Origin of the sequence: Alteromonas sp. Mac1 (assembly GCF_001562125.1) — a bacterium.
GTDB classification, from domain to species: Bacteria; Pseudomonadota; Gammaproteobacteria; order Enterobacterales; family Alteromonadaceae; genus Alteromonas; species Alteromonas stellipolaris.
Genome location: NZ_CP013932.1, coordinates 534,166 through 558,453 on the forward strand (window position 1 = coordinate 534,166; position 24,288 = coordinate 558,453).

22 protein-coding genes are annotated in these 24,288 nt (G+C 45.0%); 8 read left to right on the forward strand and 14 right to left on the reverse strand.

Annotated elements, in window-relative coordinates:
* Positions 1–74 precede the first annotated feature (74 nt).
* Complete coding sequence (locus tag AV939_RS02160) at positions 75–2,813, forward strand: tetratricopeptide repeat protein (RefSeq protein WP_061996920.1); 2,739 nt, start codon at positions 75–77, stop codon at positions 2,811–2,813.
* Here the strand turns inward: AV939_RS02160 and AV939_RS02165 are convergent.
* The 8 genes from AV939_RS02165 to argC form a co-directional block, all read right to left on the reverse strand.
* Positions 2,803–3,663: an alpha/beta hydrolase family protein gene (locus AV939_RS02165; RefSeq protein WP_057794341.1), complete on the reverse strand. Its 861-nt coding sequence runs from the start codon at positions 3,661–3,663 to the stop codon at positions 2,803–2,805. The two genes, AV939_RS02160 and AV939_RS02165, sit on opposite strands and share 11 nt — an antisense overlap.
* A gap of 91 nt (positions 3,664–3,754) precedes the next feature.
* Positions 3,755–6,010, reverse strand: a complete 2,256-nt coding sequence (locus AV939_RS02170; RefSeq protein ID WP_061996922.1) for an EAL domain-containing protein — start codon at positions 6,008–6,010, stop codon at positions 3,755–3,757.
* 150 nt (positions 6,011–6,160) lie between these two features.
* Positions 6,161–7,471, reverse strand: coding sequence for an amino-acid N-acetyltransferase (gene argA, locus AV939_RS02175; RefSeq protein ID WP_061996924.1), 1,311 nt, complete (start codon positions 7,469–7,471; stop codon positions 6,161–6,163).
* A 4-nt stretch (positions 7,472–7,475) separates the two neighbouring features.
* Positions 7,476–8,858 carry an argininosuccinate lyase gene (gene argH, locus AV939_RS02180; RefSeq protein ID WP_061996926.1) on the reverse strand — a complete coding sequence of 461 codons (1,383 nt, stop codon included), beginning with the start codon at positions 8,856–8,858 and terminating at the stop codon, positions 7,476–7,478.
* A gap of 10 nt (positions 8,859–8,868) precedes the next feature.
* Positions 8,869–10,074, reverse strand: coding sequence for an argininosuccinate synthase (locus tag AV939_RS02185; protein WP_061093569.1), 1,206 nt, complete (start codon positions 10,072–10,074; stop codon positions 8,869–8,871).
* A 14-nt stretch (positions 10,075–10,088) separates the two neighbouring features.
* On the reverse strand, positions 10,089–11,000 hold the full coding sequence (locus tag AV939_RS02190) for an ornithine carbamoyltransferase (RefSeq protein ID WP_057794330.1): 912 nt from the start codon (positions 10,998–11,000) through the stop codon (positions 10,089–10,091).
* Positions 10,997–11,803, reverse strand: coding sequence for an acetylglutamate kinase (gene argB, locus AV939_RS02195; protein WP_057794328.1), 807 nt, complete (start codon positions 11,801–11,803; stop codon positions 10,997–10,999). Before argB ends, AV939_RS02190 begins: the two co-directional genes overlap by 4 nt.
* Positions 11,803–12,816, reverse strand: coding sequence for an N-acetyl-gamma-glutamyl-phosphate reductase (gene argC, locus AV939_RS02200; protein WP_057794326.1), 1,014 nt, complete (start codon positions 12,814–12,816; stop codon positions 11,803–11,805). Before argC ends, argB begins: the two co-directional genes overlap by 1 nt.
* A 527-nt stretch (positions 12,817–13,343) precedes the next feature.
* On the opposite strand from argC, the gene AV939_RS02205 reads away from it, so the two are divergent.
* Positions 13,344–13,754 carry a methylglyoxal synthase gene (locus AV939_RS02205; RefSeq protein ID WP_057794324.1) on the forward strand — a complete coding sequence of 137 codons (411 nt, stop codon included), beginning with the start codon at positions 13,344–13,346 and terminating at the stop codon, positions 13,752–13,754.
* Between the two features lie 111 nt (positions 13,755–13,865).
* Here the strand turns inward: AV939_RS02205 and AV939_RS02210 are convergent, their stop codons facing one another.
* Entirely contained in the window at positions 13,866–14,699 is an 834-nt protein-coding gene (locus tag AV939_RS02210; protein WP_057794322.1) for a hypothetical protein, read from the reverse strand.
* Positions 14,700–14,858: 159 nt separating this feature from the next.
* On the opposite strand from AV939_RS02210, the gene AV939_RS02215 reads away from it, so the two are divergent.
* Positions 14,859–15,608 (forward strand): flagellar basal body L-ring protein FlgH, encoded by a 750-nt coding sequence (locus AV939_RS02215; RefSeq protein WP_061998146.1) that lies wholly within the window; start codon positions 14,859–14,861, stop codon positions 15,606–15,608.
* Between the two features lie 69 nt (positions 15,609–15,677).
* A complete protein-coding gene (locus AV939_RS02220; protein ID WP_231751154.1) occupies positions 15,678–16,811 on the forward strand; it encodes a flagella assembly protein FlgT middle domain-containing protein in 1,134 nt (377 codons plus the stop codon).
* A gap of 54 nt (positions 16,812–16,865) precedes the next feature.
* On the opposite strand, the gene AV939_RS02225 is transcribed toward AV939_RS02220, so the two are convergent.
* Positions 16,866–17,690, reverse strand: coding sequence for a Spy/CpxP family protein refolding chaperone (locus tag AV939_RS02225; protein WP_061996927.1), 825 nt, complete (start codon positions 17,688–17,690; stop codon positions 16,866–16,868).
* A 248-nt stretch (positions 17,691–17,938) separates the two neighbouring features.
* Between AV939_RS02225 and AV939_RS02230 the strand changes: the two genes are divergently transcribed.
* From AV939_RS02230 to trmL, 4 genes are all read left to right on the forward strand, one after another.
* Entirely contained in the window at positions 17,939–18,679 is a 741-nt protein-coding gene (locus AV939_RS02230; protein WP_057794316.1) for a response regulator transcription factor, read from the forward strand.
* The gene (locus tag AV939_RS02235) at positions 18,676–20,046 is read left to right on the forward strand and encodes an ATP-binding protein (RefSeq protein ID WP_061996929.1); all 1,371 of its coding nucleotides are present in this window, start codon (positions 18,676–18,678) and stop codon (positions 20,044–20,046) included. Before AV939_RS02230 ends, AV939_RS02235 begins: the two co-directional genes overlap by 4 nt.
* Before the next feature lie 76 nt (positions 20,047–20,122).
* Positions 20,123–21,088: an alpha/beta fold hydrolase gene (locus AV939_RS02240; protein WP_061996931.1), complete on the forward strand. Its 966-nt coding sequence runs from the start codon at positions 20,123–20,125 to the stop codon at positions 21,086–21,088.
* A gap of 82 nt (positions 21,089–21,170) precedes the next feature.
* A complete protein-coding gene (gene trmL / locus AV939_RS02245; protein ID WP_013785635.1) occupies positions 21,171–21,635 on the forward strand; it encodes a tRNA (uridine(34)/cytosine(34)/5-carboxymethylaminomethyluridine(34)-2'-O)-methyltransferase TrmL in 465 nt (154 codons plus the stop codon).
* Between the two features lie 62 nt (positions 21,636–21,697).
* On the opposite strand, the gene gpsA is transcribed toward trmL, so the two are convergent.
* From gpsA to AV939_RS02265, 4 genes are all read right to left on the reverse strand, one after another.
* Positions 21,698–22,702: an NAD(P)H-dependent glycerol-3-phosphate dehydrogenase gene (gene gpsA, locus AV939_RS02250; RefSeq protein ID WP_061998147.1), complete on the reverse strand. Its 1,005-nt coding sequence runs from the start codon at positions 22,700–22,702 to the stop codon at positions 21,698–21,700.
* Between the two features lie 11 nt (positions 22,703–22,713).
* Complete coding sequence (gene secB, locus AV939_RS02255) at positions 22,714–23,220, reverse strand: protein-export chaperone SecB (protein WP_013785633.1); 507 nt, start codon at positions 23,218–23,220, stop codon at positions 22,714–22,716.
* Between the two features lie 62 nt (positions 23,221–23,282).
* Positions 23,283–23,543 (reverse strand): glutaredoxin 3, encoded by a 261-nt coding sequence (gene grxC, locus AV939_RS02260; RefSeq protein ID WP_013785632.1) that lies wholly within the window; start codon positions 23,541–23,543, stop codon positions 23,283–23,285.
* A 12-nt stretch (positions 23,544–23,555) separates the two neighbouring features.
* Entirely contained in the window at positions 23,556–23,981 is a 426-nt protein-coding gene (locus AV939_RS02265) for a rhodanese-like domain-containing protein (protein ID WP_061996933.1), read from the reverse strand.
* Positions 23,982–24,288: the final 307 nt, after the last annotated feature.

The window sequence follows — 24,288 nt, forward strand, 5'->3', positions numbered from 1 at the left end:
TATCTATAATTACAAGCGCACGGTGTGCGCTTGTTTTCTTTGTGAGTCTTTCTCTATCTTTCTCGGTATATTCAGTGAATAACGAGGATTATGAAAAAGGGAAAGCTTCCTTCGCCCAAAAGGAATACAAAGAAGCATTCATTTATGCAAAAAATGCACTTCAAGCTGAACCAGACTATTTACCTGCACAGATCTTATTAGCACAATTGTATCAAGTTAATGGCATGTTTACCCAAGCAGATGCTGCATTTAGAGAGGCCTTTGATGCCGGGGGCGACGCAGGACTCATTTTCGAACCATGGGGCGAAGTACTGCTTCGCTTAGGCGATAGTGAACGTATACTCGCTCTTGGTTTTGATTCACCACTGCCTCTTGAAACACGCATAAATTGGCATACGATCCGCGCAAAAGCCTGTATGCAGCAATCTAGAATGTTGTGTGCTAAATATGAATATGACCAAATCCTCGCACTCACCGCAGATCACCCTAAAGGCCTAAATGGATTGGCATTATTAGCCATTCTTGACCGTCGTTATGCGGAAGCTGAAGCACTATTGGCTAAATCTATGACACAAAATGATAGCCAAGCACAAACATGGTGGTTAAAGGGGCGGTTGGCAAATGAGCGTCTAGAGTATGCACAAGCACAGGCCTTTTACAGTAGGGCCTTTTTATTGGCTCCAAATAACCCAACCATGGCGCGTAGTTTAATCGATGCTTACATTTCTTCTTCTGACTTTGATGCGGCGCTTTTAATCACAGAAGATTTGTTGTTACAAACGGAAGGCGATCTTTATGTATTGTTCGTCAATAGTTGGCTCACCAGTCAGGTAGAATCGTTAGCTGTTATTAGGCCCCAGTTAGAGCAAATAGCGACTCAATTAGCGAATGTTGATGACGTTATGCTGCAGACTGAACCTGCACTTTATTACCTGCGCGGTATGGTGGCGTTGATGCAGAAGAATTACGAAACAGCGCGTGATAATTTTCTCAGTTATGCAAAGCACACAGAAGAAGATGTACAAACGGCGATATTGCTAGCAAGCACTAATATAGCGCTTGGGGATAAGAAATCGGCGATGTCTGCTTTGCAACCTCATGCAGAAACCTTGATAGATAGCAATATTGATCAAGCGTTAGTGTTGGGAACACTATTTCTCGAGAACAAGCAAAATTTTGCAGCAGTAAACTTATTGAATAAGCTTGAAGAGGCGTACCCAAATAACGTCAATGTCGCTTTATATGCAGTGCGAGTTGCCTTAAGTCGCGGAAAAGTTGCTCAAAGCAATGCGCAACTATCTAGCTTAAAGGCACGTTACCCTGAAAACCGACAAGTGCTGATGACCTATGCGCTACATCATCTTAATAACGGAAACTCGGTGCTAGCTGGTGAAGCAATAACGTTGTTGTTAGCCCGCTTTCCAAATGACGTGTCGATTCAAAATATGTACGCAGCGCAGCTTATTATTGATAAACAATTCGAAAAAGCACAAGAGGTTCTTGATAGGGTTCTTATACAATCACCTAGGTTGTTCGCAGCACGCTATAATCAGGCAACTTTGTTGCTTCAACGTAATGAGTTAGATGAAGCTAGAGAAATATTACTCTCCCTTTCTACTTCGCGTCCTGAACATTTACAAGTTGCTTTTCAGTTGGCCAAAATTGATTTTCAAATGGGTAATCTTCAGGCTGCCATTTCGGGCTTTCGTAAAATATTAGTATCTAATGGAGCATCAACGCCGTCGAACGTTACCTTAGCGGCGGTAGCGGCTTATGCGCAAATAGGCGACTACAAGAGCGCTATAGAGTTGCTAAGAAAGCTATTGGCTAGCGAGCCTGGGAACCAAGTCGCATTAGTTCAACTAGCAGGTTTTTTCATAAAAGTAAGCGATAAACAACAAGCGCTGACTACCCTTAAGAAGATGGATGTTATCCCGTCGCTTTCTATTAATACACGACTTGCGCAAGTCGCACTTTGGACAGCTTTAGGCGAGCAAGCCAAGGCCTTAGAGGTAATGAAAAGCACCCATCAACTAGTGCCAGATGATAAAAATATCCATTTACAGCTGGTGAAGTTGATGCTTGTTTCCGGGAAACTGAACGATGCCGCAGCCTCCCTTGAAATGCTTGAAAACGACTTCCCGAATGATCCGCTGGTTAGGTTTAAGCAGGGCGAATTAGCACAAGCGCAAGGGCAACTAGACACAGCCTATAAGCATTTTGAAAACGTATTGGCACTTGATGCAAGTTTCGATTTGGCCTTAGCTAAACTGTATTCAATTAGCGTTCAAAAACAAAGTTTTAACCGCTTTTTGGCGCGCTTAAATAGCATAGTAAAGCAAGAGCCAACGCGTTATTTTCCCCGCAATTTACTTGCTCAATATCACTATTACTATGGCGACAAAGCCCTGGCTATTGGTCATTATCAACAGCTACTCAGTCTTGTTGATGATAATAGCCGATATGCCATGTTAAACCGGTTAGCTATTTTACACTTCCCTACCGATACAGACCAAAGCTTCGTGTATGCAAAAGAAGCGTATGAGCTTGCGCCTAACAATGCAGATGTCTTGCATTCCTACGGTTGGAGTTTAGCGCTTAATGATCGTTACAACGAAAGTTTACCCATTCTAAGAGAGGCGTCGGCAAGGGATGCTATATCACCATCGCTTAAATACCATTTAGCCTATACGCTTTATAACTTGGATAAACGTGATGAGGCCGAGCGAATACTAACGTCGTTACTTACCGTCGAAGAATATTCTGATATCCGCCCACAAGCCGAAGCATTGTTGGTAGAAATTAAGCGTTGAGGTGAGAGATAAGAAAATCACTTACCTCAGGCCACAACGACTGACATTTTCTAGAGAAAAACTTCATGTGGCCTATCTCTGTAAGATTATGGTCGCTGGGCTCGATTAGACGAATTTCTGCCTCTAGCGAAGGAAAGACGCTAATCATATCTTCAACGTTTGACAGGTTGGCAATATCATCATCGCTGGCTAACAACCATTTAGATGGCAGGCGTAGTTCATCATACCAGTGCTTGAGTACTTCTTTACCAAAAGCTTCCTTCACGTAACCTTGGCCATTACACCACTTTTGCCACTGCTTGCTAACACCTTTAGGTAAAGGCTCACCCATGCCGACTAAGTGAGACTTAGTGTGTCCGAAAAGTAAGTTGTTCAAAGGGATATAGACATTCATGAAAAAGTGCGCTTTGAGCAAATACCTAGCCCGCATGTTACGCAAACTACCCGATGAGCTTCCAAAGTTACAAAATGCAGTAAGGTCATTCACGTTTGGCATTAGCCCTAACAGTTGCCCGCCAGCACTATGACCGACTAAAAAGTATTGAGTCTTGGGGAAGTGCATTTTTAAGGTTTCTAATACTGCGGGCATATCTTGCTGCCCCCAGGTGACCAAGGAGGCTTTACTGTGTTTGACCTTACCTTTTAACGATTCAGCAATACCGCGGTTATCGAATGTGATCACACCAAATCCCTGTTCACAGAGGTAGTTAGCAAATGCAGAGTAAAACTGACGTTTAATACCTGTGGCGGGCGCTATCATGACTGCGCCTTTAACGGCGTGTTCGGGTGTGTAGAGTGTTGCGGTTAAGTGAGTACTGTCTTCACAGGTAACGCTGATATCTTTAGGCATCTGTCGTTCTCGCTCTTCTGGTCTTACCAGTAAAGCGAGAGTCGAGTGAAAATGCAAGAGAATAGGTATTTAAATTTGTTATAGACGGTTATTAAATTGCAGGCTTTCCAACAGTAATAGCTTTGTCCATTCCGTGCCACGCTTCAAGTGGGGCTGGTTTCCCGTACAAATACCCTTGGAAAAGAGTAAAGCCCATATCAACAAGTAGGTTAAGCTGTGCTTGCGTTTCTACTCCTTCAGCAATGGTCTGCATATCAAGGCTTTTTGCCAACTCTATCGTCATTTGAACAATCTTGCGGTGGCGATCTGAGCTATCTATACGATCAATAAACTCTCTATCAACTTTTAACACCGATGCTGACATATCGATAAGTTGTGACAGTGATGCGTGGCCAGTACCAAAGTCATCAATAATAATAGTCGCGCCCACATTGGCCAATGAAGTTAGCCTGCGCTTCGTTTCTTGGTGGCTCGCTAATACCGAGGTTTCTGTTAACTCCAGCTTCAAGCGCTCTCGTAAAAAGGCGCTTTCTGAATATCGGCGCAGTAATTTTTCGTAGAATAAATCACTGAGTAGTTCTGGGCCCGACAAATTTATGGCCACGGGAACGGGGGGAATACTGCTTGGCCAATTTTCAATAAGCTCAATGGTGTTATCAAGCACTTTTTGGGTGAAGAGAATATGCCAGTTGTTTTTTTCAATCACAGGAAGAAACTGATAGGGGTGAAGTATTTTATTCTCTTCATCATCTTTGAGCCTAGCCAGTACTTCAAAACCTACAATTGCATTATCAATGGAAACCTGAGGTTGAAGCCATAACGCTAAACAGCGGTTGTCGAGTAATCGCTTCACCTTGTCTCTGTGTTGCGTGTCTTTACGAATAAGCTTTACTACATTGCTATCAAATTGGCTGAAATCTTTGTCGCTACTAGCTTGGCTTAGGGCAATAGCACAAGACTCAGTAACCTGAGAAGGCGACTGGGGGGTGGTAACATGTACAAAACCGCCCAGCCAGTTTAATGGTTGAGACAGCTTTACGAGATTGTCATCAATCTGAATAGCGCAGGGAAGCTTCTCCCGAAGCCAAGCATTAAAGTCTTTGGACTGGTGCGAGTCGTGTTGACATGAAACCAGAAATCTAGCGCCAGGTAAGCGATACACGTTCACCGATGCGGGCAGTGCGCTTTGTATCTGCGCTGCACATCGTGCCATTGCTTTGTCACCTTGGGTAAAACCATACTGCAAATTAATGTCACGCAAATTCGCCAGTTTAAGCATGACCGCCTGCGTGTTTGCGGGTACCGGCTGATTAACACTGCTATTCCAATAATGATGGTTTCGCAAACCTGTGAGCTCATCGTAATAATGCTTTTCAAAATGCTGGCGTTTAAATGCGTCGAACTTACGGTCATGTTCCGTTGCCTCAGATACGTCGAAGCAATGGATTAATTGTTTTTTGTGAAGCTGAAGGCTGGCAGATTGAAGCTCGAAGGTGGCGTGTGGATTGCCCGTTATATGTGTTTTTTGTCGATGACCAGCACTAAGTGGCTTATTTAGCTCAAAAAGTTGATGAATATATTGGCAGGGTTCCGGTAATTGAGTAATCAGTTTTCGGGCGCTTTTGTTAGCTTGTAATATCTTCCCTTGTTGATCACAAAACAAAGAAGGGGTGCCGCCGTTGTTAAAGATTTCTTGATAGCGACTCACAAGCTTTTCCATCTTTTTCGTTTGCTTCAAGTTTAACGATGATTGACTTTCCAATGATGTCATCACGCGAATGACGGCCATGGGAAGGCAAAAATTGAAAAACATGAATATTAACGAACTCAAATAGGTGTGAGTGTCAGGTAAGGTGATGTCGATGCCGAAAAGTGGGGCTATTGGCTCGTTGTTGATTAAAACCGCAAAAGGAATGAGGTTTACAAACATACCAATCATTGCGGCTTTATTGCCGTAAAATAGCCGCAAAATAATGGGAAGCGTGAAGAAAAATAACAAGCCGTAGCGAGCGGAAGCAATATCAATCGTGAAGAACAGTATGCACAGTCCTGCTAACACAATGGTGAGGGTAAGGCTGGCTGATGCGAGTTTTATTTGTCCTTTACGAAGCCCCAAGGTAGCGTAAAGTAATGCTGAAAAGCCAATGGTAAGGTATAGAACATAGTACATACCTTCTTGATAGGCAGCATAAGAAGAGTGCAGCACAATGGCTGAGGTTAGGGTAACGCCGATAAGCAGGATAATTCGCAGCACGCTAAGCTTCCATGTATCAGCGTCTGGGGCGCGAACATGCTCTGCATTGAGAAGAAGATAACGTTTGAGTAAAGTACTGCAACGATTAAACACTACAAATAACCGAGTAATTATTCTGTCATCAACGTTATCTCAGGCTAGGCTATTTGTCGAGAATATTGTTTTAAATTACTGATAATTATTAACAATTTTCTATTTTTGTTAACAGGGTGCGCGCTAAAGTGTCAGCGCGCCACGACATTGCTAGATATTTAGCGTGAACACTTTAGAGTTACGCTGAAAGTTATAAAGCTCTTTTTTCACTTCAGGTAAGGCACTAATATCTGCGTGTTCAAAACCTTGCTCTAAGAACCAGTGCGCCGTCACTGTGGTAAGTACGAATACACGATTGATATCTGCTTCGCGGGCTCGTATCTTAACTTCATCTAAAATGCGCTCACCACGGTTTTTACCGCGATAATCAGGATGGGTAGCCACACACGCTAATTCAGCGCAACCATCTTCGGGGTAAAGATAAAGCGCCGCACACGCGATGATCATGCCGTCGCGAACAATTACAATAAACTGGTTAATTTCACTTTCTAGTCGTTCACGAGAGCGTTTTACCAATACGCCGCTTTCTTCTAGCGGTTTAATGAGCTTTAAGATGCCGCCCACATCATCAATAGTTGCTGCGCGAAGCTGTTCGTAGTGATGTTCCATCACCAACGAGCCTGTACCATCACGGGTAAAGAGTTCTTGCAGCAATGCGCCGTCTTTCTCGTAACTAATGCAGTGCGCGCGAGGTACGCCAGCAGCCACGCTGGTGGTGAGTGCGCGTAATACAGTATCTTCGGTGGTAATATTGCCACTCATAATAAGCTGTTCTAACTGAGGGCGCTCAATAGTGCGAAGTAGCTTGTCTTCGCTATTGTATATACCGTCGAAGTTAGAGAAAACAATAAGCTTGTCTGCTTTAAGGGCAATAGCTGCTTGTGTGGCTACATCTTCATGGGAAAGGTTAAAGACTTCCCCTGTAGCGGAATACCCCATAGGGGAGAGCAGCACAATTGAGCCATCGTTGAGGTGATCGTTAATACCGGTGGTATCTATACGACGCACCATACCGGTATTTTCAAAATCAATACCGTTTCTTACACCCATAGGCTTAGCAACCACCAAATTACCTGAGCACACGCGAATTTGTGCGCCGTGCATCGGTGAATTGGGTAGCCCCATGGTAAGTAAGGCTTCTACCTGTGAGCGCACAGAGCCTGCGGCATCTTTAACGCACTCTAGGGTTTGCTTATCGGTAATGCGCACGCCATTTTCAAATCGACCTTCAATATTGCGAAGGGCAACACGTTGATCAATTTGCGGGCGTGCACCATGCACCACTACCACGCGAACACCTAAGGTGTTCAGCAGAGCAATGTCATGAATAATATTGGGGAAGTTAGGATGTTCAATGGCTTCGCCACCGAACATCAAAACAAAGGTTTTCCCTTGATGAGCATTGATATACGGCAGTGAACTTCTAAAAAGTTTAACGCCGTCATGATGTGCAAGCACCATGTTACTACCCTTGCTTATCTAGGTTTTCTAGCTCTTGATACAGTGCTTTTGTCACTGTTTCTTTGCTAGTGCCGCCTAATATGTTGCGTTGGTTCACGCCGTACTCTAATTGCAATACGGTATAAACATCATCTTCAATTTTATCGCAAACCGCTTGTAAGCTTGCCAAAGGTAAGTCTTCAATCGCGCAGCCTGCTTCAATGGCTTCTAGTACCACTTTACCGGCAATGTCATGACCGGTTCTAAACGGAATACCTTTACCTACTAGGTAGTCGGCAAGTTCAGTGGCGTTAGCAAAACCTTGTGTGGCAGCTTCGCGGCAACGGTCTTCATTAAGCTGCAATGAATCAAGCACCTCGGTAGCAATACATAAGCAAATATGCCATTGGTTTACCGTATCGATAGCGCCTTCTTTGTCTTCTTGCATATCCTTGTTGTAGGCAAGAGGAAGACCCTTCATGGTCACAAGCAAGGCTTGAAGTGAACCGAATACACGGCCACATTTACCGCGCATAAGCTCTAATGCATCGGGGTTTTTCTTTTGCGGCATTAGCGACGAACCAGAGGTTACGCTATCGCCAAGCTGCAAGAAGCCCGCTTCACCAGAGTTATAAAAAATCATGTCTTCAGCTACGCGAGACAAATGCATCATGCTGGTGCTAGCAACGAACAAAAGCTCTAACACGAAGTCTCTGTCTGAAACCGCATCAAGGCTGTTTAAGCATGGCGAGTCAAAGCCTAACTCTTCAGCAATAGCGTGGCGGTCAACCGGATAGGTTGTACCCGCTAATGCACCAGAGCCCAATGGACACTGGTTCATGCGTACTTTCAAATCGTCTAGACGGCTTAAGTCGCGCTTAAACATTTCAACATACGCTAAGCACCAGTGTGCAAAGTGAATAGGTTGAGCACGTTGCAAGTGGGTGTAACCAGGAATAATCGCTTCTTGGTGACGACTTGCGGCATTAAGGAGTGAACGAATAACGGCTACAACATCACTACGAAGTGAAGCAATATGCTCACGTACCCACAATCGGAAATCTGTAGCTACCTGATCGTTACGGCTTCTACCCGTATGTAATTTACGACCAATATCACCAAGCTGCTCAATAAGCGCAGACTCAACAAAACTATGAATATCTTCTTCGCTAGATGCGTTAAAGTCTAGTTCACCCGCGTCAGCTTTCGCTTTTAAGTCGCTAAGTGCACCTTCAAGTTGTGCTTGTTCGTCTGTGGTTAGTACGCCTGCTTTTTGCAGTGCACGAGACCAGCTAATAGAGCCTTGAATATCTTGGCTTGCCATCACTTGGTCAAACGGCAACGAATCGTTAACCTGCTTGAACATGCTACTAGCGCCTGATTCGAATCGACCACCCCACAATGCCATGTGTTACTCCTTAACCTTGATTTTTCAATGCAGAAATACGACTTGAAAGACTGAACAGGCGAATAAAGCCTTCAGCGTGTTTTTGGTCGTAAACATCATCTGCACCAAAGGTAGCAAAATCTTCAGAGTATAGGCTGTTTGGTGAACGACGTTGAGTAACGGTCGCCTGACCTTTATAAAGCTTCACTACGATGTCGCCAGTCACTTTCTTAGCGAAAGATTCAGCGCCCGCTAGCAAGGCATCGTTTAAGGCTGTGAACCAACGGCCGTCGTACATTACGTGCGAGAATTCTAGGCCAATTTGTTCGCGGTACTTAAGCGCAGCTTTATCAAGCACCATGGTTTCAAGGGCTTTGTAAGCTTTAAGCATTACCGTGCCTCCTGGTGTTTCATAACAACCACGAGACTTCATGCCAACCAAACGGTTTTCAACAATATCGATACGGCCAACACCATGTGCAGCAGCAACTGTGTTTAGCTTAACCAATGCTTGGTAAGGCGATAAAGCTTCACCGTCAACGTGAGTAAGTTCACCTTCGTTAAATGAAAGCGTTACGCGCTCTGGCGCATCTGGTGCATCTTCTGGATCAACTGTCATGGTCCAGATTTGCTTAGTAGGCTCTTGCCATGGATCTTCTAATTCCCCACCTTCGTGAGAAATATGCCATGCGTTTGCATCGCGACTGTAAATTTTGGTGGCAGAGGCTGTGGTTTCGATATTACGTTCAGCTAAGTAAGCTAATAAGTCTTCACGAGATACCATGTCCCATTCACGCCATGGCGCAATTACAGTAAGCTGTGGTGCAAGGGCCGCAAACGTACTTTCAAAACGTACTTGGTCGTTACCTTTACCGGTACAACCGTGACAAAGTGCATCTGCACCTACTTTAAGGGCAATTTCTACCTGCGCTTTAGCAATAACAGGGCGCGCCATAGACGTACCAAGTAGGTATTCACCTTCGTATACCGCACCGGTTTTGATGGTAGGGTAGATGTATTCGCGTACGAACTCTTCTTTCAAGTCAACGATATGACATTCGCTAGCACCAGAAGCAATGGCTTTCTCGTGTAAGCCTTCAAGCTCTTCATCGCCTTGGCCAACATCGGCCGCAAAGGCAACAACTTCACAGTCGTAGTTTTCTTTAAGCCATGGAATGATGGCTGAAGTGTCAAGGCCGCCTGAATAGGCGAGTACGATTTTCTTTACGTTTTGCATCTAAAAGAGTCCTCTTAGGCACTTAATAATTGAGTGAGAATGGCGTTTTGGCCATGCATTCTATTTTCGGCTTGCTGCATTAACAACGATTTATCGCTATCAATCAACGAACCTGTAATTTCTAGGTCGCGGTGTGCTGGTTGGCAGTGCATAACATAGCTTGCACCGGTAGATTCCATCAGCGCCTCGTTAACCTGATAAGGCATAAATTTCGCTTTAATATCAGCCAAAGGCGTTTCGTCACCCATCGACAACCAGGTATCAGCGTAGATCACATCGGCGCCGTTTGCAGCGCTAACGTCATGGCTTTCAACAATGGTCGCGCCAGTTTGTTCGGCAAGCTTTTTAGCGTGCGCGACTATCTCGGCATCACATTCGTGACCTTCAGGGGTAACCACTACTTGATTGCAGCCTAATAACGCACCTGCAATTAACAAAGAGTGAGTGACATTATTGCCATCACCAATGTAAGCCATGGTAATGCCTTGGGTCTTACCAAAGCGTTCAAAGACGGTAAGGTAATCGGCTAATGCCTGGCACGGGTGATATTTATCGCACAGTGCGTTCACGACAGGCACTTTAGAGGCAAGAGAAAACTGCTCTAAGGTATTGTGAGAAAAAACACGGGCCACAATAGCATCTGCCCAGCATGCTAAATTAGCTGCCATGTCAACCGCGTCTTCACGACCAGCAAGTTTTCCACCTTGGCTATCAAGATACACCATGTGGCCGCCTAAGCGGTTAATGCCAATATCGAAGCTGACACGGGTACGCAAAGATGGCTTTTCAAACAAGGCGACTACCGATTTTCCGGCTAATACATTGCTGTAGCTTGAAGGTGATTGTTTAATTTCAACAGCCAAATTCAACAACTTATGCATTGCTTCGGGTGTCCAATTGGAAAAAGTCAGTAGGTCTTGTTTCATAATGCGTCTCCTAGTACGCCATGTTCCGGTGCTTGCGATGTAGGTAATACCTGCGTGCCCGTATTCTTATTCAAAATGTCAGTAATGTCAGCCGTCCAGCTAGCAATGTAAACAGGGAATCCGAGGGTATTGGCAGACTGCAGTGCGGCGTCTACCTTAACTTTCATACCATCAGTAATTACTCCAGCTTGTGCAAGCTCGGCAATGGAGTCTTGATTAAGCACTTCTATCAGTTGCTTATCAGCATCAAGTACCCCGTCAACGTTCGATAGCAACAGCAATTCAGCGTCAAGCAGCTCTGCAACCACTGTCGCGGCTTGGTCGGCGTTGATATTCAACAAGCGACCTTCAGGGCTGCTGCCAATTGAGCTTATTATTGGTAACGTGGCTTGCGCTAGCGCACTCTTAAGGAAAGTGGCATCGGCAGTTGAAGGAATACCTACAGCGCCATACTTCTCAGCCATCGGTTGGCACACTACCATATTGCCATCAAGTAAAGAAAGGCCGACGGGCGTTAATCCTGAGGCAATCGCCGCAGCACATAATTGTTTGTTTGCAGCGCCGGCTAACGCACCACAGATGTAAGGCATATGTTCATCAGGGGTTACCCGAAGGCCATCTATTTTGGTGCTTGCCAAGCCTAAACTTGCCATTAGTGTTTCAACCAAAGGGCCGCCACCGTGAACCACGGCAACAGGGCGCGATTCGCTGACTTGTTTTATACTTAAAAATAGCTTTTGCATTGCGGCAGCGTCATCTAGCAACGCGCCACCTACTTTAATTACAACGGGTGAACTGTTCATTATTGCACGAGTCCTGTTTCAACCGGCTGCGCAGTCATAATATTAAGGCATTGAATCGCCTGTGATGCGGCCCCTTTCATGACATTATCGATAGCTGCCGTCACTACTGCATAACCTGATGTTTCATCAAGCTTCCAGTGTAAATCAACAAAAGGCGTATGCGCCACATCGTCAATTTTAGGGAAACTTGAACGTAATCTTACTAAAGGTGCATTACTATAAGCTTCGGTAAAGGCGGTATGTAATTGAGCGCTGGTCACGCCCTTATTTAGTTTAACCGTAACCGTTGCAAGTATGCCCCGTTTGAAGTTACCTAAATGAGGGGTGAATATAACCGGCGTAGCTAAATAAGCTTCAATTTCTGGCGTATGGCGATGACCTAGTACACCATAAGCTTGCAAGCTAACTTCATAGAAACTTGACGTTAGGCTGGCTTTTCTACCGGCTCCGGATACACCCGATACGGCATTGATCACAGGGCGGACCGCGTCATCCAGTAAGCCATTAGCTGCCAAAGGTTTTAGCGCTGATAAACTCGCAGTAGGGTAGCAGCCAGGTACTGCAATAATATCTGCTTGTGCAATATCATCTTCGTACCATTCAGCCAACCCATATACCGCTTCTTGCAGACTCGCCTTCGCGGTATGAGGGAAACCATAAAACTGCTCAAAAACTTCGGTGTCTTTAATTCTAAACGCACCAGATAAATCTAGTATTTTTGCTTTGCCCGCAGACAAGGTTTCCATCCAGTCGTGACTAGCTTCATGAGGGGTCGCCAACAACACAAAATCCATTTCCGTTGCCAGCTCTACTAATATGTCATTGCTAATAGGCGTCAACGAATAGTTGAGGTGGGCTAGGTTGCCATGAAGTGCCGCAATATTTTTACCCGCATCAGCACTATTTTCTGAGACGTAAGTCCCCTCAAGCGACAAAGCAGGATGTTGATGAACTAATTGAACTAGCTGTGCGCCGGTGTAACCACTGGCACCAATAATCGATACGTTATACATAATGAGAAATTCAATAAATGGAGAAAAAAATCACTTTTTACCTTTGTAAACTGATTTGGCGAAATTACTTGCCTAACCGCTACCACATTACAAAGGTAAAAAGTGTGCTACCGAAAAAGCATATTCGCAGACATTCGTTGTCGCAAGCAATGCAATGTGCAGCTATCCAGGGGAGAGGTTAACTCATTGACGTTCCCAGTATTGCTACCACGAACGAGAGTTGGTTGTGTCATCGGTGCTTCCTGTGTCTGTATCAACCCTAAAAATGGGTTGGATGCCTTAACCGTCGCCTAGTTTACTTATATGGAATATTTATGCAATAAAAATGTATAAATATTTTAAGTTTTTGGTGCCACAGATGTCGCATTAAATAGCTGGGTAGGAGTTTTATCTATAGTAGCCACTGAGATATGACATAATGTTGACAATTGAGTGTATAAAACTGAATATTTATACTAATTATCGCATAAATCGGCGATGATATGGATTAACCATGGTTAAACAAACGACAGTTGGAATTTCTAAGTATGAGTAAACTTACCGTTGCGCTGGTAGCTCACGATCATAAAAAGCCCGAATTACTAGCATGGGTTAATAATCACATCGAAATAATGAAGCAGTGTGACCTAGTGGCAACTGGCACTACGGGTGGGCTAATCAGTGACGAAACTGGATTAGAAGTAAAACGGTTTAAAAGTGGTCCACTTGGTGGCGATCAGCAAATTGGTGCATTAATCGCTGAAAACAGACTCGATGCGCTGTTTTTCTTTTGGGACCCGTTAAACGCAGCTCCTCACGACCCTGACGTTCGCGCGCTATTGCGATTATGTTCAGTGTGGAATGTGCCAGTGGCATGTACGCCAGCTACCGCTGATTTAATGGTAACGTCACCGCTTTTCTTATCGTCTGAGTACAAGCCAATTAAGCCTAATTTTTAAGCGTGGCGGCGCTAGCCGCCGCTTACATCACTTAAGCACCTAGCTTTTAAACACAAAGCTCTTAAATACATAAAACTCTCATACGTTAGCTACCCAAGGCTAGCGCAACCCTTAGCCACTTACTTGGCGACGTACAAATTCATAAACGTCACTAGCAGCGGTTGAGGACGTCTCGCCATCAGCCTCATCTACCATTAGACTATTTTCATCGGTGGTTTCGGTGGGTGCATTGCCATTTATTATTTGTTTACCTGCGTCCCATAAATTATTTGAGATACTCTTACCGGTAAGCCCCTCTACAGTGAGGTCAACGGCGTTATAAAGTAGTCCACCGAGACCGCCATATAAGAAACTGCCCGCCATACTGGATGCCGCTGCAATATGGCTTGATGTCGTCGCCTCATAAATATCAGACACAACCGGTAAATGGTTCACAATGTTGAGTGTGTCAAAACCGTCTTGCAGCCCCAATCCATCCTCACCAAATGCTGATGTCATCATGCTATCGAACATCGAGGTTGTTGGCAGGTCGGTTTCCGTACTAGCTGCTTCAACCGTAGTTGAAGGCGCAGTGCTGCTTGATGACTGCGCTGCGGTGTCGGTTGAAGACGTTGATGCTGCCGCAGTAAGCGCCGCGAAAACATTATTTTGCAGGGCACCAAGCAATTGATTTTGCATTAGGCTAATGGCGTCATCAGTGACAAGGTTCGATAACAAGCTGGTATCAAATTGACTTGTGCTAGTACTGCTTTGTGAGCTTGACGTTTCTGACGTTTCGTCATTGCTGGCTTCTTCATTTGACAACAAAGCGGCAAACATAGACGGCAAAGACTGGCTAGTCGTTGCCGCTTCCTCTGCCGTATTGGAGGTGGAATTTCCCCCCGCTGACGGCACTGCTGAAAGCAGCGAATTTATCGTGCCTTGTGTAGATGTTTCAATGGCCATAACTCCCCCATACCCGCAGGCATATCATTGTTTTGTAAAGGTTTTGCAAAGTTACTAAAGAACGTATTTCGTGTTGAAATTATTCGTTTAAACTTGCTCCTGTTCGGGTCATGGATGGCACTTAAACAACATTATTTTTTATTTCCTTCAGAGCACATTATGAAAAATCGATGCCAGAAAGTGTTTCTTACCCTTATCTTTACAATGACCGGTTGCGCCCAAACGGTTTCACAAGAAGAAGAAGTGGTGGCAAGCAGTCCAACCAATCCAAAAGTAGAGCAACGCGCTATATCGCCCACCTCTGATGAACCTGCACCAGGCGATCCTACTTATGCACCGCCGCGGGCTTATTCTGTTGAACAAGTTCGTATCCCTAGCGGATCTTTGTTTAACCCAGAGCTGGCCATGGGGTTATATCAGCGCCATAGCCAGTACAAAGTTGGCGATATGATTTTAATAAAACTGGATGAGACCACCCAGTCTGAGAAGTCACTTGATTACAACCAAGACAAGAACAGCACCTTTGATATAGAACCTTTAACTGTGCGGGTAGGTGGAATTCAAATTGAAGGCGATGATCTTGAAGTTGACCATGAACAAGACAGCGAATTTACCAGTTCGGCCCAATCAAGCCAGTCAAACTCATTGCAAGGAAGTATAACGGTTTACGTTACCGCCATTACGCCAGCTGGAAACCTGCTGGTCACCGGGGAAAAGTGGATAACCATGAATAAAGGGAAAGAATATATTCGTTTTTCAGGTGAAGTACGAAAGCAAGATGTTGATGAAAGTAATACGGTGGTGTCGTCAAAAGTGGGCAACGCACTCATTGAATATAGCGGCACCGGTGATTTGCAGAAGAATCAAGAGCGCTCTGTAATAGATAAACTGTTCGCAATATTCGGTTAGTAGGTGAAAAGCATGAAAGGCTACCTTTGTCTGGGTATAGCAATATTAACTATGTGGCACGGCACTGCCATGGCCATATGGGTACAAGGTGAAGCAAGTCTCAATTTTACCGGTGCAGACTTAGATTCTGTTCGCCCTACGGTAATTAAAAATGCTATTGCCGATGCGTCTTATAAGAGCGGAAGTGTTATTGCCGCCGAAGATGTTCTAATCAATGGGCTGATACTTAGCAGCAAAGCCGAGCTTCGTACCGCGGGTCGAATACAGCGGGTTGAAATCATTAGCGAAAGCGTTCAAGACAATGTGCTATCGGTAGTGGTAAATGTTAATTTAACGCCTTTGTTTGATTGTGAACCCAATCGTTTTCAAAAGCGTTTGCTGGTGACCCACTTCGCCTTACTCGATTCACGGCAGGCGGCCACAGGCGGTATTTATAATATTGGTAAACACATCACGCAACGATTCGCGCAGCAACTGAAAAATACTGCAGATACGCCTAATGTCATGCAAATATCACAGGCCATGACAAACGCCGATATGTGGTCTGCCGAAGCGCTCTCAGGGGTAGAGTTGCAACAAAAATCTACTTACTTACGTGATACCTATGGTCAGCAATTCGCACTATTCGGCTACATAAAAGATGTAAGCTTGTTTGAGCAGATAGCGCAAAGTGAGTCATTTTTTGACAGCGACGAGGTGGCGGTTAGGCGCAACTTTACCCTTCAAGTGTTTGTGTTAGATACCTTCAGGCAACGCATCATTTATAACGACAGTTATCACAGTGAAGCAGACTGGGGGTTCGAAAATACCTATCAAGTTGATACTAACAACAGCTTGTTTTGGCGCAGTGAGTACGGGCGAATGGTGTTGAATACAGTAAATGCAGCGGTAACCGATATCTCTGCCGCCATTACCTGCGAGCCCACTTTTGCGCGGGTGGTTAATACGAGTAATCAGCAGTTGATCGTCGATTTAGGTGTTGCCCAAGGTATTCGTAAAGATGACAGCTTTCAGCTATATAAACAGCAGTCATTACCGGTGCTTTTATCACCCACTAAGAGCGTTATGTTGCCAGTAGAAAATGGGCGATTTGCTATTACCCATTTAGGTGATGAAGTGAGTGTGTTAAAGGTCGAAGGCGCTGAATCTGCGGTTCACTTGTACGACATTGTTTCGCCAGTACAAAAAAAAGACGCAAACTAAAGGTTTGCGTCTTTGCTTACGTTCCATGTTGTTATCTGTTTCTAGCCAATAGGGTTAGTTATCGCTAAACAAACGGCGAAGCGCGTCTATGTTTTCGCGCTTTTGCTGCATCTCGGCTTGCTGTACATCGGTAAGTACTGCAAACGTGGCTTGTTTGTGAGTAATGTCTTCTATCGCTGCGTTAACGAGATCATCTTTATATTCAGCATAAAGGGCATCCCACGCAGATTCAGAGAAATTGCCACTTCTTACAAGGGCTCTTTCAGCGTCTCTGTGTGCATCCAATGTAGCTCTACGTTGTAAGCGGGTTTCACGATAAGCGGCATTTAAGGTTTCTAGTGATGCTATCTGCTCGTCAGTCAATTGCAGTTCTTCAAACGGTAGACGAGGGACTCTTGGTGGCTGGCCTCGCATAGCGCCTCTGTCAGCACCTCTATTAGCCCCTCTTCTCAGGCCGTGGGCAGTTTCTCGTTTGGATCCTCGCTTAGCTTCAAGCTCGGTTATCATATTGCGTTGCGACTCAGAAAGCAGGTTGTAAATCTGACTGCGAAGTTCGGCAATAGCAAAATGTTGCGATTGTTGTGTCACCATTCTAGTTTCAACTAGGCTACGAATTTCACTTTCCGAAAGGTTGGCGAAACCGGGCTTATCTGGTCTCTCTGGGGGCGCGTCTGGCCGTTCGTGATTGGCCTTAAACGCGGTTACAAGGCTTTTCACCTCATCCATTTGCTCTGAAGAAAGAGAAAGGCGACTTAACGTTTTGATCATTTCCATCCCAGGAGCATGATCACGCATTTTGGGGCCTTGAGGGGCCGCATTTACGTTTTGGGCTAGGGTAAAGGTGGTAGCTAATAACCCAGCAATGAGGATTGAATTCACGGGCGTCTCCTTTGTATTCGCACACCAGAAGCTTACTCACTCTGCGGGCAAAAGCAGTCAACGCAGTGTAAAGCTTGTGTAAAGTTTGAACCATACGCAGATTCTATCGGTCACAAAGTTTATCATTTCCATCGTTTGTGTTTGGGAATGGCTAGGTAGCTGCTCATTGTGTTTCCTAGTTTTACAACGCAGCGCGCAGTATTTAACCGTTGTCATTCCTCTATGCATTATACTTGGGTATCCATAAGATGAATCAAGCCGTCGTAGGTTTCAAAAACATGAGTTCAGAGTTTCATTTACAGTCCATTCTTATTATCGATGATGATAATGAACTAACTGACATGCTAGCCACCTATCTATCAAGTATGGGGTATCAAATTCAGGTCAGTAATGACGGGCAGGCAGGGTTGGCGGAAGCGACGGCCGGTGGTCATTATGATCTCATTCTGCTTGATGTCATGATGCCCAAAATGGATGGCTTCGATGTACTTAAGAAACTAAGAGTGAGCCATGCTACACCAGTACTTATGTTAACGGCGCGCGGTGACGATTACGACCGCATTCTAGGGTTAGAGCTAGGTGCTGACGATTACTTGCCAAAGCCATTTAATCATAGAGAGCTGGTGGCGCGAATTAAAGCAATTTTCCGAAGACTGGCATTGACCAACAGCGGTGGTACCATTGAGCAAGACTTGATTGTGAATGAGTTATTTTTAAGTAGTAGTAGCCAGGTCGCCAAAGTGGGCGAGGTTGAAATGACCCTGACCAGTACAGAGTTCTCTATTCTTCGGTTGCTTATGCTGAACACAGGTAGTCGAGTGACGAAAGAAGAAATTAGTTTGAAGGTATTAGGTAAATCTCTTCAAGCGTTTGATAGAAGTATCGATATGCACGTAAGTAACTTACGCAAAAAAATAGCCGCAATTAGTAATATCGAAAAAATTAAAACCATCCGCGGTGTGGGTTATATGTTGCTACCCGGTCAATGACGTTTCTTCGTAAAATAAACCCTGCCCGCGCCATTATGGGGCGCTTGTTTTTATGGTTTTGGGCTACCTTTATTGTTACTGCTGTACTTGCTGTGTGGGGCAGTCGGTTTTTCTTCGAAGAACTTCAAGTAAATAGTGCCACGCCGAAAGAATTGCAACAGCTAGAACGTGTATTAAGTGGTATTACGAGTGACCGTGCTATGCAAGCCCCCCTTCGGGCTGTTTTAGATAGAAACGGCCGAGCAGGACGAGGCAGAGCTATTGCAGTTGATGTTGACTCAGGTCGTGTGATTGCCGCGGGTGGTCCGCCGTTACGTGAAGATGATAGGCGTGATGTACAAAGAATCATCGATCAAAAAGTGCCCATTACGCTAAATCGGGGCGCCCTAAAAATAACCGGCCCCATGTTCTTTGAACGTGACGGTAAACGTTTCGCTTTGTTTTCCGCTAAATTAGAAGCGCCAGGTGAAAACTCCCCTCCTTTTGTTCTCTTTCTTTGTATCGCTATAGTGACAACATTCATATTGTCGTGGCTATTTGCGAAGTCTCTTACACGCCCCATTTTGCAAATTCAAAAATCTGCTCGCTTATTATCAAATGGGAATTGGGAAACGCGTATTAACAATACGGATAAACGTCAAGATGAGTTAGGTCAATTGGGCAGAGACTTCAACTCTATGGCCAATCAACTAGAGAAAATGTGGAGCGGACAAAAGCGGCTATTGGCTGATATTTCTCACGAGCTTCGTTCTCCCCTTGCTCGATTACAAATGGCACTTGGCTTGGCACATCAGCAAAATGTTGACCCCGCTTCGCTAGCTCGTATTGAACGAGAAGCTGAGCGTATGGAGGCCTTAGTCACGCAATTGCTAGAACTGAGTCGCGCTGAAAATGGGGTAACCAACTTCTCTTCCTACTCTTTATCTCTGTTGTTTCGCGATATCTTTACCGATGGACAGTTTGAGGCCGCGAACAGTAATAAAGCCCTCGATATAGATGAAATACCCAAGTTGACTGTATTAGTAGACCAAGTATTACTTTGCCGTGCGGTAGAGAATGTATTACGTAATGCCATTCGCCACAGCGCATACTTAACAACGGTTGAGTTTACAGTTACTGAAACCGAGTGGTCAGTGACCATATGTGACGACGGTGAAGGTTTATCAAGTGAAGAGTGCGAGCGGGTATTTGCCCCTTTTTATCGTGCAACCCTAGCCCGAGAAAGAGCTTCTGGAGGGGTAGGCTTGGGCTTATCCATTGCAAAAGCAGCCGTAGAATTGCATCATGGAAAAATAAAAGCAGTGACAAGAGAAGAAGGTGGCCTAAGCGTCACACTATCCTTCCCTCGTAAGTTAGAAAACGCTTAACTAACGCGCATAGCTTCGCATTGCCCTGTCGCGTTTAAGTCATCACTGCCTAACGATTCTATTAGGACAACCCTCTATGAGCTGGACGTTTACGTCGGAGCAAGACTTAGCTTCAACCTTTGCCACTGCAATCAATCCTTTTTGGCAAACCTCCGTCACCTTTGGCGAATTTGTTGGTAAAGATAATATTGATGTGCGCTACGCGTGGTGCATACCAGAAAAAACCAAATCCACAGTAGTGATCAGTTCCGGACGTATCGAATCGTACTTAAAATACAAAGAACTCATTTTCGATTTGTACCAAAATGGCTTTGCGGTGTTCATTCTTGATCACCGTGGTCAAGGGTTATCGGGCCGTATGACTCACGACCCTCAACATGGATACGTGGCGGATTTCGCTGATTATGTGGAAGATTTAATTACTTTCGTAAATGATATTGTAATACCACGCCAACAGGGCGAATTGCAGTTACTTTGCCATTCTATGGGCGGTGCAATTGGCGCACTAACCCTATTGAAAGCCCCTAATTTGTTCGACAAAGCCGTACTTGTATCACCTATGTTTGGTATTAAACCGGCGTTACCCAATTGGTTGGCTAATAGTCTTATTAGTGTAGGGCTTAGTATCAATAAAATTAAAAAGCGTGAGTCGGGTTATTTCTTCGGGCAAACGCCTTATATCGCATTTCCTTATGCCCTGAATAAGCTTACGCATAGTAAAAGCCGCTACAGCTTGTTTCGTCAACTTTATGATGAAGAACGCCAAATACAACTCGGGGGGGTAACAACCGAATGGTTACGTGCAGCGCAAGCCGCAATGAATACCATTGAACTCAATGCGGCTTCTATTACAACGCGCTCACTAATCTTAAGTGCAGATGGCGACAGTATTATTGAGAATAAACGCCAACGTCGTGTGGCAGCTAAGTTCCCCAATGCTCAGGTAGAAATTATTCCTGTGGCGTATCATGAAGTGCTTACCGAATCAGACGATATTCGTGATGCTGCACTTTCTACTGTATTTGATTTTCTAAGCGCGTAAAATAGCGCGAATGGGCGATGAGCGCCCATTCGTTATCGCCATTTAAAATCGTGGCAATTTAGCATTTCTACAGTGAGCCAGCATGTTAGACATCGTACTTTACCAGCCAGAAATTCCGCCTAATACCGGAAATATTATCCGCCTATGCGCAAATAGCGGCTTCATGCTGCATTTAATTGAGCCTCTAGGGTTTGAGTGGGACGATAAGCGTGTACGTAGGGCCGGGTTGGACTATCACGAGTTTGCGCATGTTAAGCGCCATGCTTCGCTAGATGCTTACATTGAAAGTGAAAAACCTAGCCGAATCTTTGCTTGTACTACCAAAGGCAAAGCATTTCACAGCGATGCACAATATAAAAAAGGTGATGCCTTATTGTTTGGGCCAGAGACCAGAGGCTTACCCGACGATGTGATTGATGCGCTTCCGCCTGAACAGCGAGTACGTATTCCCATGCTACCCGACAGCAGAAGCATGAATTTATCGAATGCAGTATCGGTATTTGTGTATGAAAGCTGGCGTCAGTTAGGTTACGACGGCGCACGCTAGACATAAAAAAACGCGCAGTGTTGAAGCTGCGCGTTTTGTTTTAAGTGGTTTAGCTAGCCAAACTAGCCTTCGTTTTTGAGATCGCGACCGAGTAAGGTTAATGCGGCCTCTTTTGGCGATTTACCGTGATAAAGTACAGCGTAAATCTGCTCGCAAATCGGCATTTCAACACCTACTTTATGCGATAACACATGCACTTCTTCTGTGTTGCGATAGCCTTCTACCACTTGCCCAATTTCTTCAATCGCCGTGTCGACAGATTTACCTTGCCCTAAGGCTAAGCCAAATCGACGATTACGTGATTGATTATCGGTACAGGTCAGTACTAAATCACCAAGGCCAGCCATACCCATAAAGGTTTCTGGCTGCGCACCCAGCTTCACGCCAAGGCGAGTAAGCTCTGCAAGACCACGGGTAATTAATGCCGTACGTGCATTGGCTCCAAAACCTAACCCATCGGCTAATCCAGCGCCGATGGCAATCACGTTTTTCACCGCACCGCCTAATTGAACGCCGGTGAAGTCAGGGTTTTTGTATACCCTAAACGATTTTGCACAATGCAGCTTAGCAGCAAATTCGTCAGCAAAGGTTTCATCAGTGGATGACAACGAAATAGCGGTAGGTAAGCCCGCCACCATTTCTTTCGCAAACGTGGGGCCTGATAACACGGCTAGTGGATACGACGTACCCAGAATTTCTTCTGCCACTTCTCGTAGTAGGCGACCGGTCTTAGGTTCAAGCCCTTTGGTTGCCCAGATTATTCTATGGGTAGGCTGCAACAAAGGCTTAATGCTTTGAAGCATTGCAGCAAAACCGTGGCTTGGCACTACCACAAGAATATCTTGACTAGCGGCAATGACGGTTTCTAAATCGGCATCTACATTAAGCGCATCAGGGAAGGTCGCGCCCGGCAAATAGCGAGCATTTTCTCTGCTTGAAGCCAGTGCTTCCATGTGCTTTTCGTCGCGCCCCCATAATAAGGTGGGGTTACCATTTCTGGCTAAACAAAAAGCAAGGGCGGTGCCATACGACCCCGCCCCTAATACTGAAACCGAATTCGGGTTCATCATAATGGTGCTTACGCGTCCATCTTAGGCGCTTCGCCTTGTGCCTGCTGTGCACGCTTTTGAACGTAAGCAGCGAAGATAGCGTCGAAGTTAACTGGCGCTAAGTTCAGTGGAGGGAAAGTTCCACGGTTCACAAGGTTTGAAATCGTTTCACGAGCATACGGGAAAAGCATGTTCGGGCAGAATGAACCTAGCGTATGCGCTTTGTTCTGATCTGGCATTTCGCCAATAGCAAAAATACCGGCTTGCTGAACTTCACACAAGAAGGCTGTTTCTTCGCCAAGGGTAGCGGTAACGGTTACTGACAACACAACTTCGTAAACGTTTTCGTCTAGTTTGTTTGTGCTGGTGTCAATATCTAGCTTAATTTCTGGCTTCCACTCTTTTGTGAAAATAGCCGGCGCATTTGGCGATTCAAAAGAGATATCTTTAGTGAAGATACGCTGAATGTTGAATTGTGGGGCTTGCGCTTGGTCGCCTGCTGCGGCGCCATTGGTAGTCTGATTATCGTCAGCCATGATATTTCCTGTTTAATTGTCGTTTTACTTTGATGTATTGCGTTGCTTTACGCGCTGACGCGTTATGCTAACCCAAGCATAGGATTTAGTTTTTGCTGTGCTTCTAGTGCCATCATGTCATCACAGCCGCCTACGTGCTTATCGTCGATGAAAATCTGCGGCACTGTCCAACCGCCATTTGCGCGCTCAATCATTACATCACGCAATTCTGGCTGAACATCAATAGGGTACTCTTGAAACTCAACACCTTTCTGTGCGAGAAGTGCTTTAGCACGATGGCAGTATGGGCAATGGCCCTTGGTGTAAATCTCTACTTTACTCACTATGATCACCTATTATTTTGAAATCGGTAAACTTGCACTTTGCCACGCGTTCATGCCGCCTTTAAGCACTTTCACATTAGTGAAGCCCGCTTTTGACATCGCACCAGCTGTACCACGAGCTTGATTGCCCATGGCGCATACAACGATAATGGGTTTATCTTTGCTGTTTTCAAGCTTAGCGAAGTTTTTCTCGCGCAATTCTTCTGGTTTTATTTGCTTAGCACCTAAAATGTGCCCCGCTTTAAAGTCTTTCGCCGCACGAGTATCGAAGACAACCGCATCGTCTTTATTCATTAATAAAGTGGCTTCGTGTGTATTTACTTCTTTGATTGAAGAGGTGAACGTTGAAATGTAGCTAAACACCAACATGCCCACCAAAGCAACCCATACACCAGCAAGTACAATATTATCGCTGGCAAACGCTATTAGCTGATCCATTACTTCAAACCTTGTCTACAGACCATAAAAAGAGTGCAAAGTATATAGAAAAACGGGCGAGAAACCACCCTGCAATAGACAAGCGTCTATTGTAATTGTGTGCGGTACAATAGCTGCTTGATATTACAACCAAATTGCACTGGGATTTAATCTAGCCCTCAGATACACTGATACGCTAACTATTACCATGATTGCAGGTAAAATCTGCAATCTGTTTTTACCATTAATATACCGCCAAAGGCTGCTTTTACCTTTTTATGTATACTCAACGCTTTTGCTCAATTGTATGTTTACTGGCTGCCATATT

What these genes read in the sequence shown, in the direction of transcription:
- AV939_RS02165 (WP_057794341.1), bottom strand. Translation starts at nt 3,663, where the DNA reads ATGCCTAAAGATATCAGCGTTACCTGTGAAGACAGTACTCACTTAACC.
- argA (WP_061996924.1), bottom strand. Translation starts at nt 7,471, where the DNA reads ATGGTGCTTGCACATCATGACGGCGTTAAACTTTTTAGAAGTTCACTG.
- argH (WP_061996926.1), bottom strand. Translation starts at nt 8,858, where the DNA reads ATGGCATTGTGGGGTGGTCGATTCGAATCAGGCGCTAGTAGCATGTTC.
- AV939_RS02185 (WP_061093569.1), bottom strand. Translation starts at nt 10,074, where the DNA reads ATGCAAAACGTAAAGAAAATCGTACTCGCCTATTCAGGCGGCCTTGAC.
- AV939_RS02190 (WP_057794330.1), bottom strand. Translation starts at nt 11,000, where the DNA reads ATGAAACAAGACCTACTGACTTTTTCCAATTGGACACCCGAAGCAATG.
- argB (WP_057794328.1), bottom strand. Translation starts at nt 11,803, where the DNA reads ATGAACAGTTCACCCGTTGTAATTAAAGTAGGTGGCGCGTTGCTAGAT.
- argC (WP_057794326.1), bottom strand. Translation starts at nt 12,816, where the DNA reads ATGTATAACGTATCGATTATTGGTGCCAGTGGTTACACCGGCGCACAG.
- AV939_RS02205 (WP_057794324.1), top strand. Translation starts at nt 13,344, where the DNA reads ATGAGTAAACTTACCGTTGCGCTGGTAGCTCACGATCATAAAAAGCCC.
- AV939_RS02210 (WP_057794322.1), bottom strand. Translation starts at nt 14,699, where the DNA reads ATGGCCATTGAAACATCTACACAAGGCACGATAAATTCGCTGCTTTCA.
- AV939_RS02215 (WP_061998146.1), top strand. Translation starts at nt 14,859, where the DNA reads ATGAAAAATCGATGCCAGAAAGTGTTTCTTACCCTTATCTTTACAATG.
- AV939_RS02220 (WP_231751154.1), top strand. Translation starts at nt 15,678, where the DNA reads ATGGCCATATGGGTACAAGGTGAAGCAAGTCTCAATTTTACCGGTGCA.
- AV939_RS02230 (WP_057794316.1), top strand. Translation starts at nt 17,939, where the DNA reads ATGAATCAAGCCGTCGTAGGTTTCAAAAACATGAGTTCAGAGTTTCAT.
- AV939_RS02235 (WP_061996929.1), top strand. Translation starts at nt 18,676, where the DNA reads ATGACGTTTCTTCGTAAAATAAACCCTGCCCGCGCCATTATGGGGCGC.
- AV939_RS02240 (WP_061996931.1), top strand. Translation starts at nt 20,123, where the DNA reads ATGAGCTGGACGTTTACGTCGGAGCAAGACTTAGCTTCAACCTTTGCC.
- trmL (WP_013785635.1), top strand. Translation starts at nt 21,171, where the DNA reads ATGTTAGACATCGTACTTTACCAGCCAGAAATTCCGCCTAATACCGGA.
- gpsA (WP_061998147.1), bottom strand. Translation starts at nt 22,702, where the DNA reads ATGAACCCGAATTCGGTTTCAGTATTAGGGGCGGGGTCGTATGGCACC.
- secB (WP_013785633.1), bottom strand. Translation starts at nt 23,220, where the DNA reads ATGGCTGACGATAATCAGACTACCAATGGCGCCGCAGCAGGCGACCAA.
- AV939_RS02265 (WP_061996933.1), bottom strand. Translation starts at nt 23,981, where the DNA reads ATGGATCAGCTAATAGCGTTTGCCAGCGATAATATTGTACTTGCTGGT.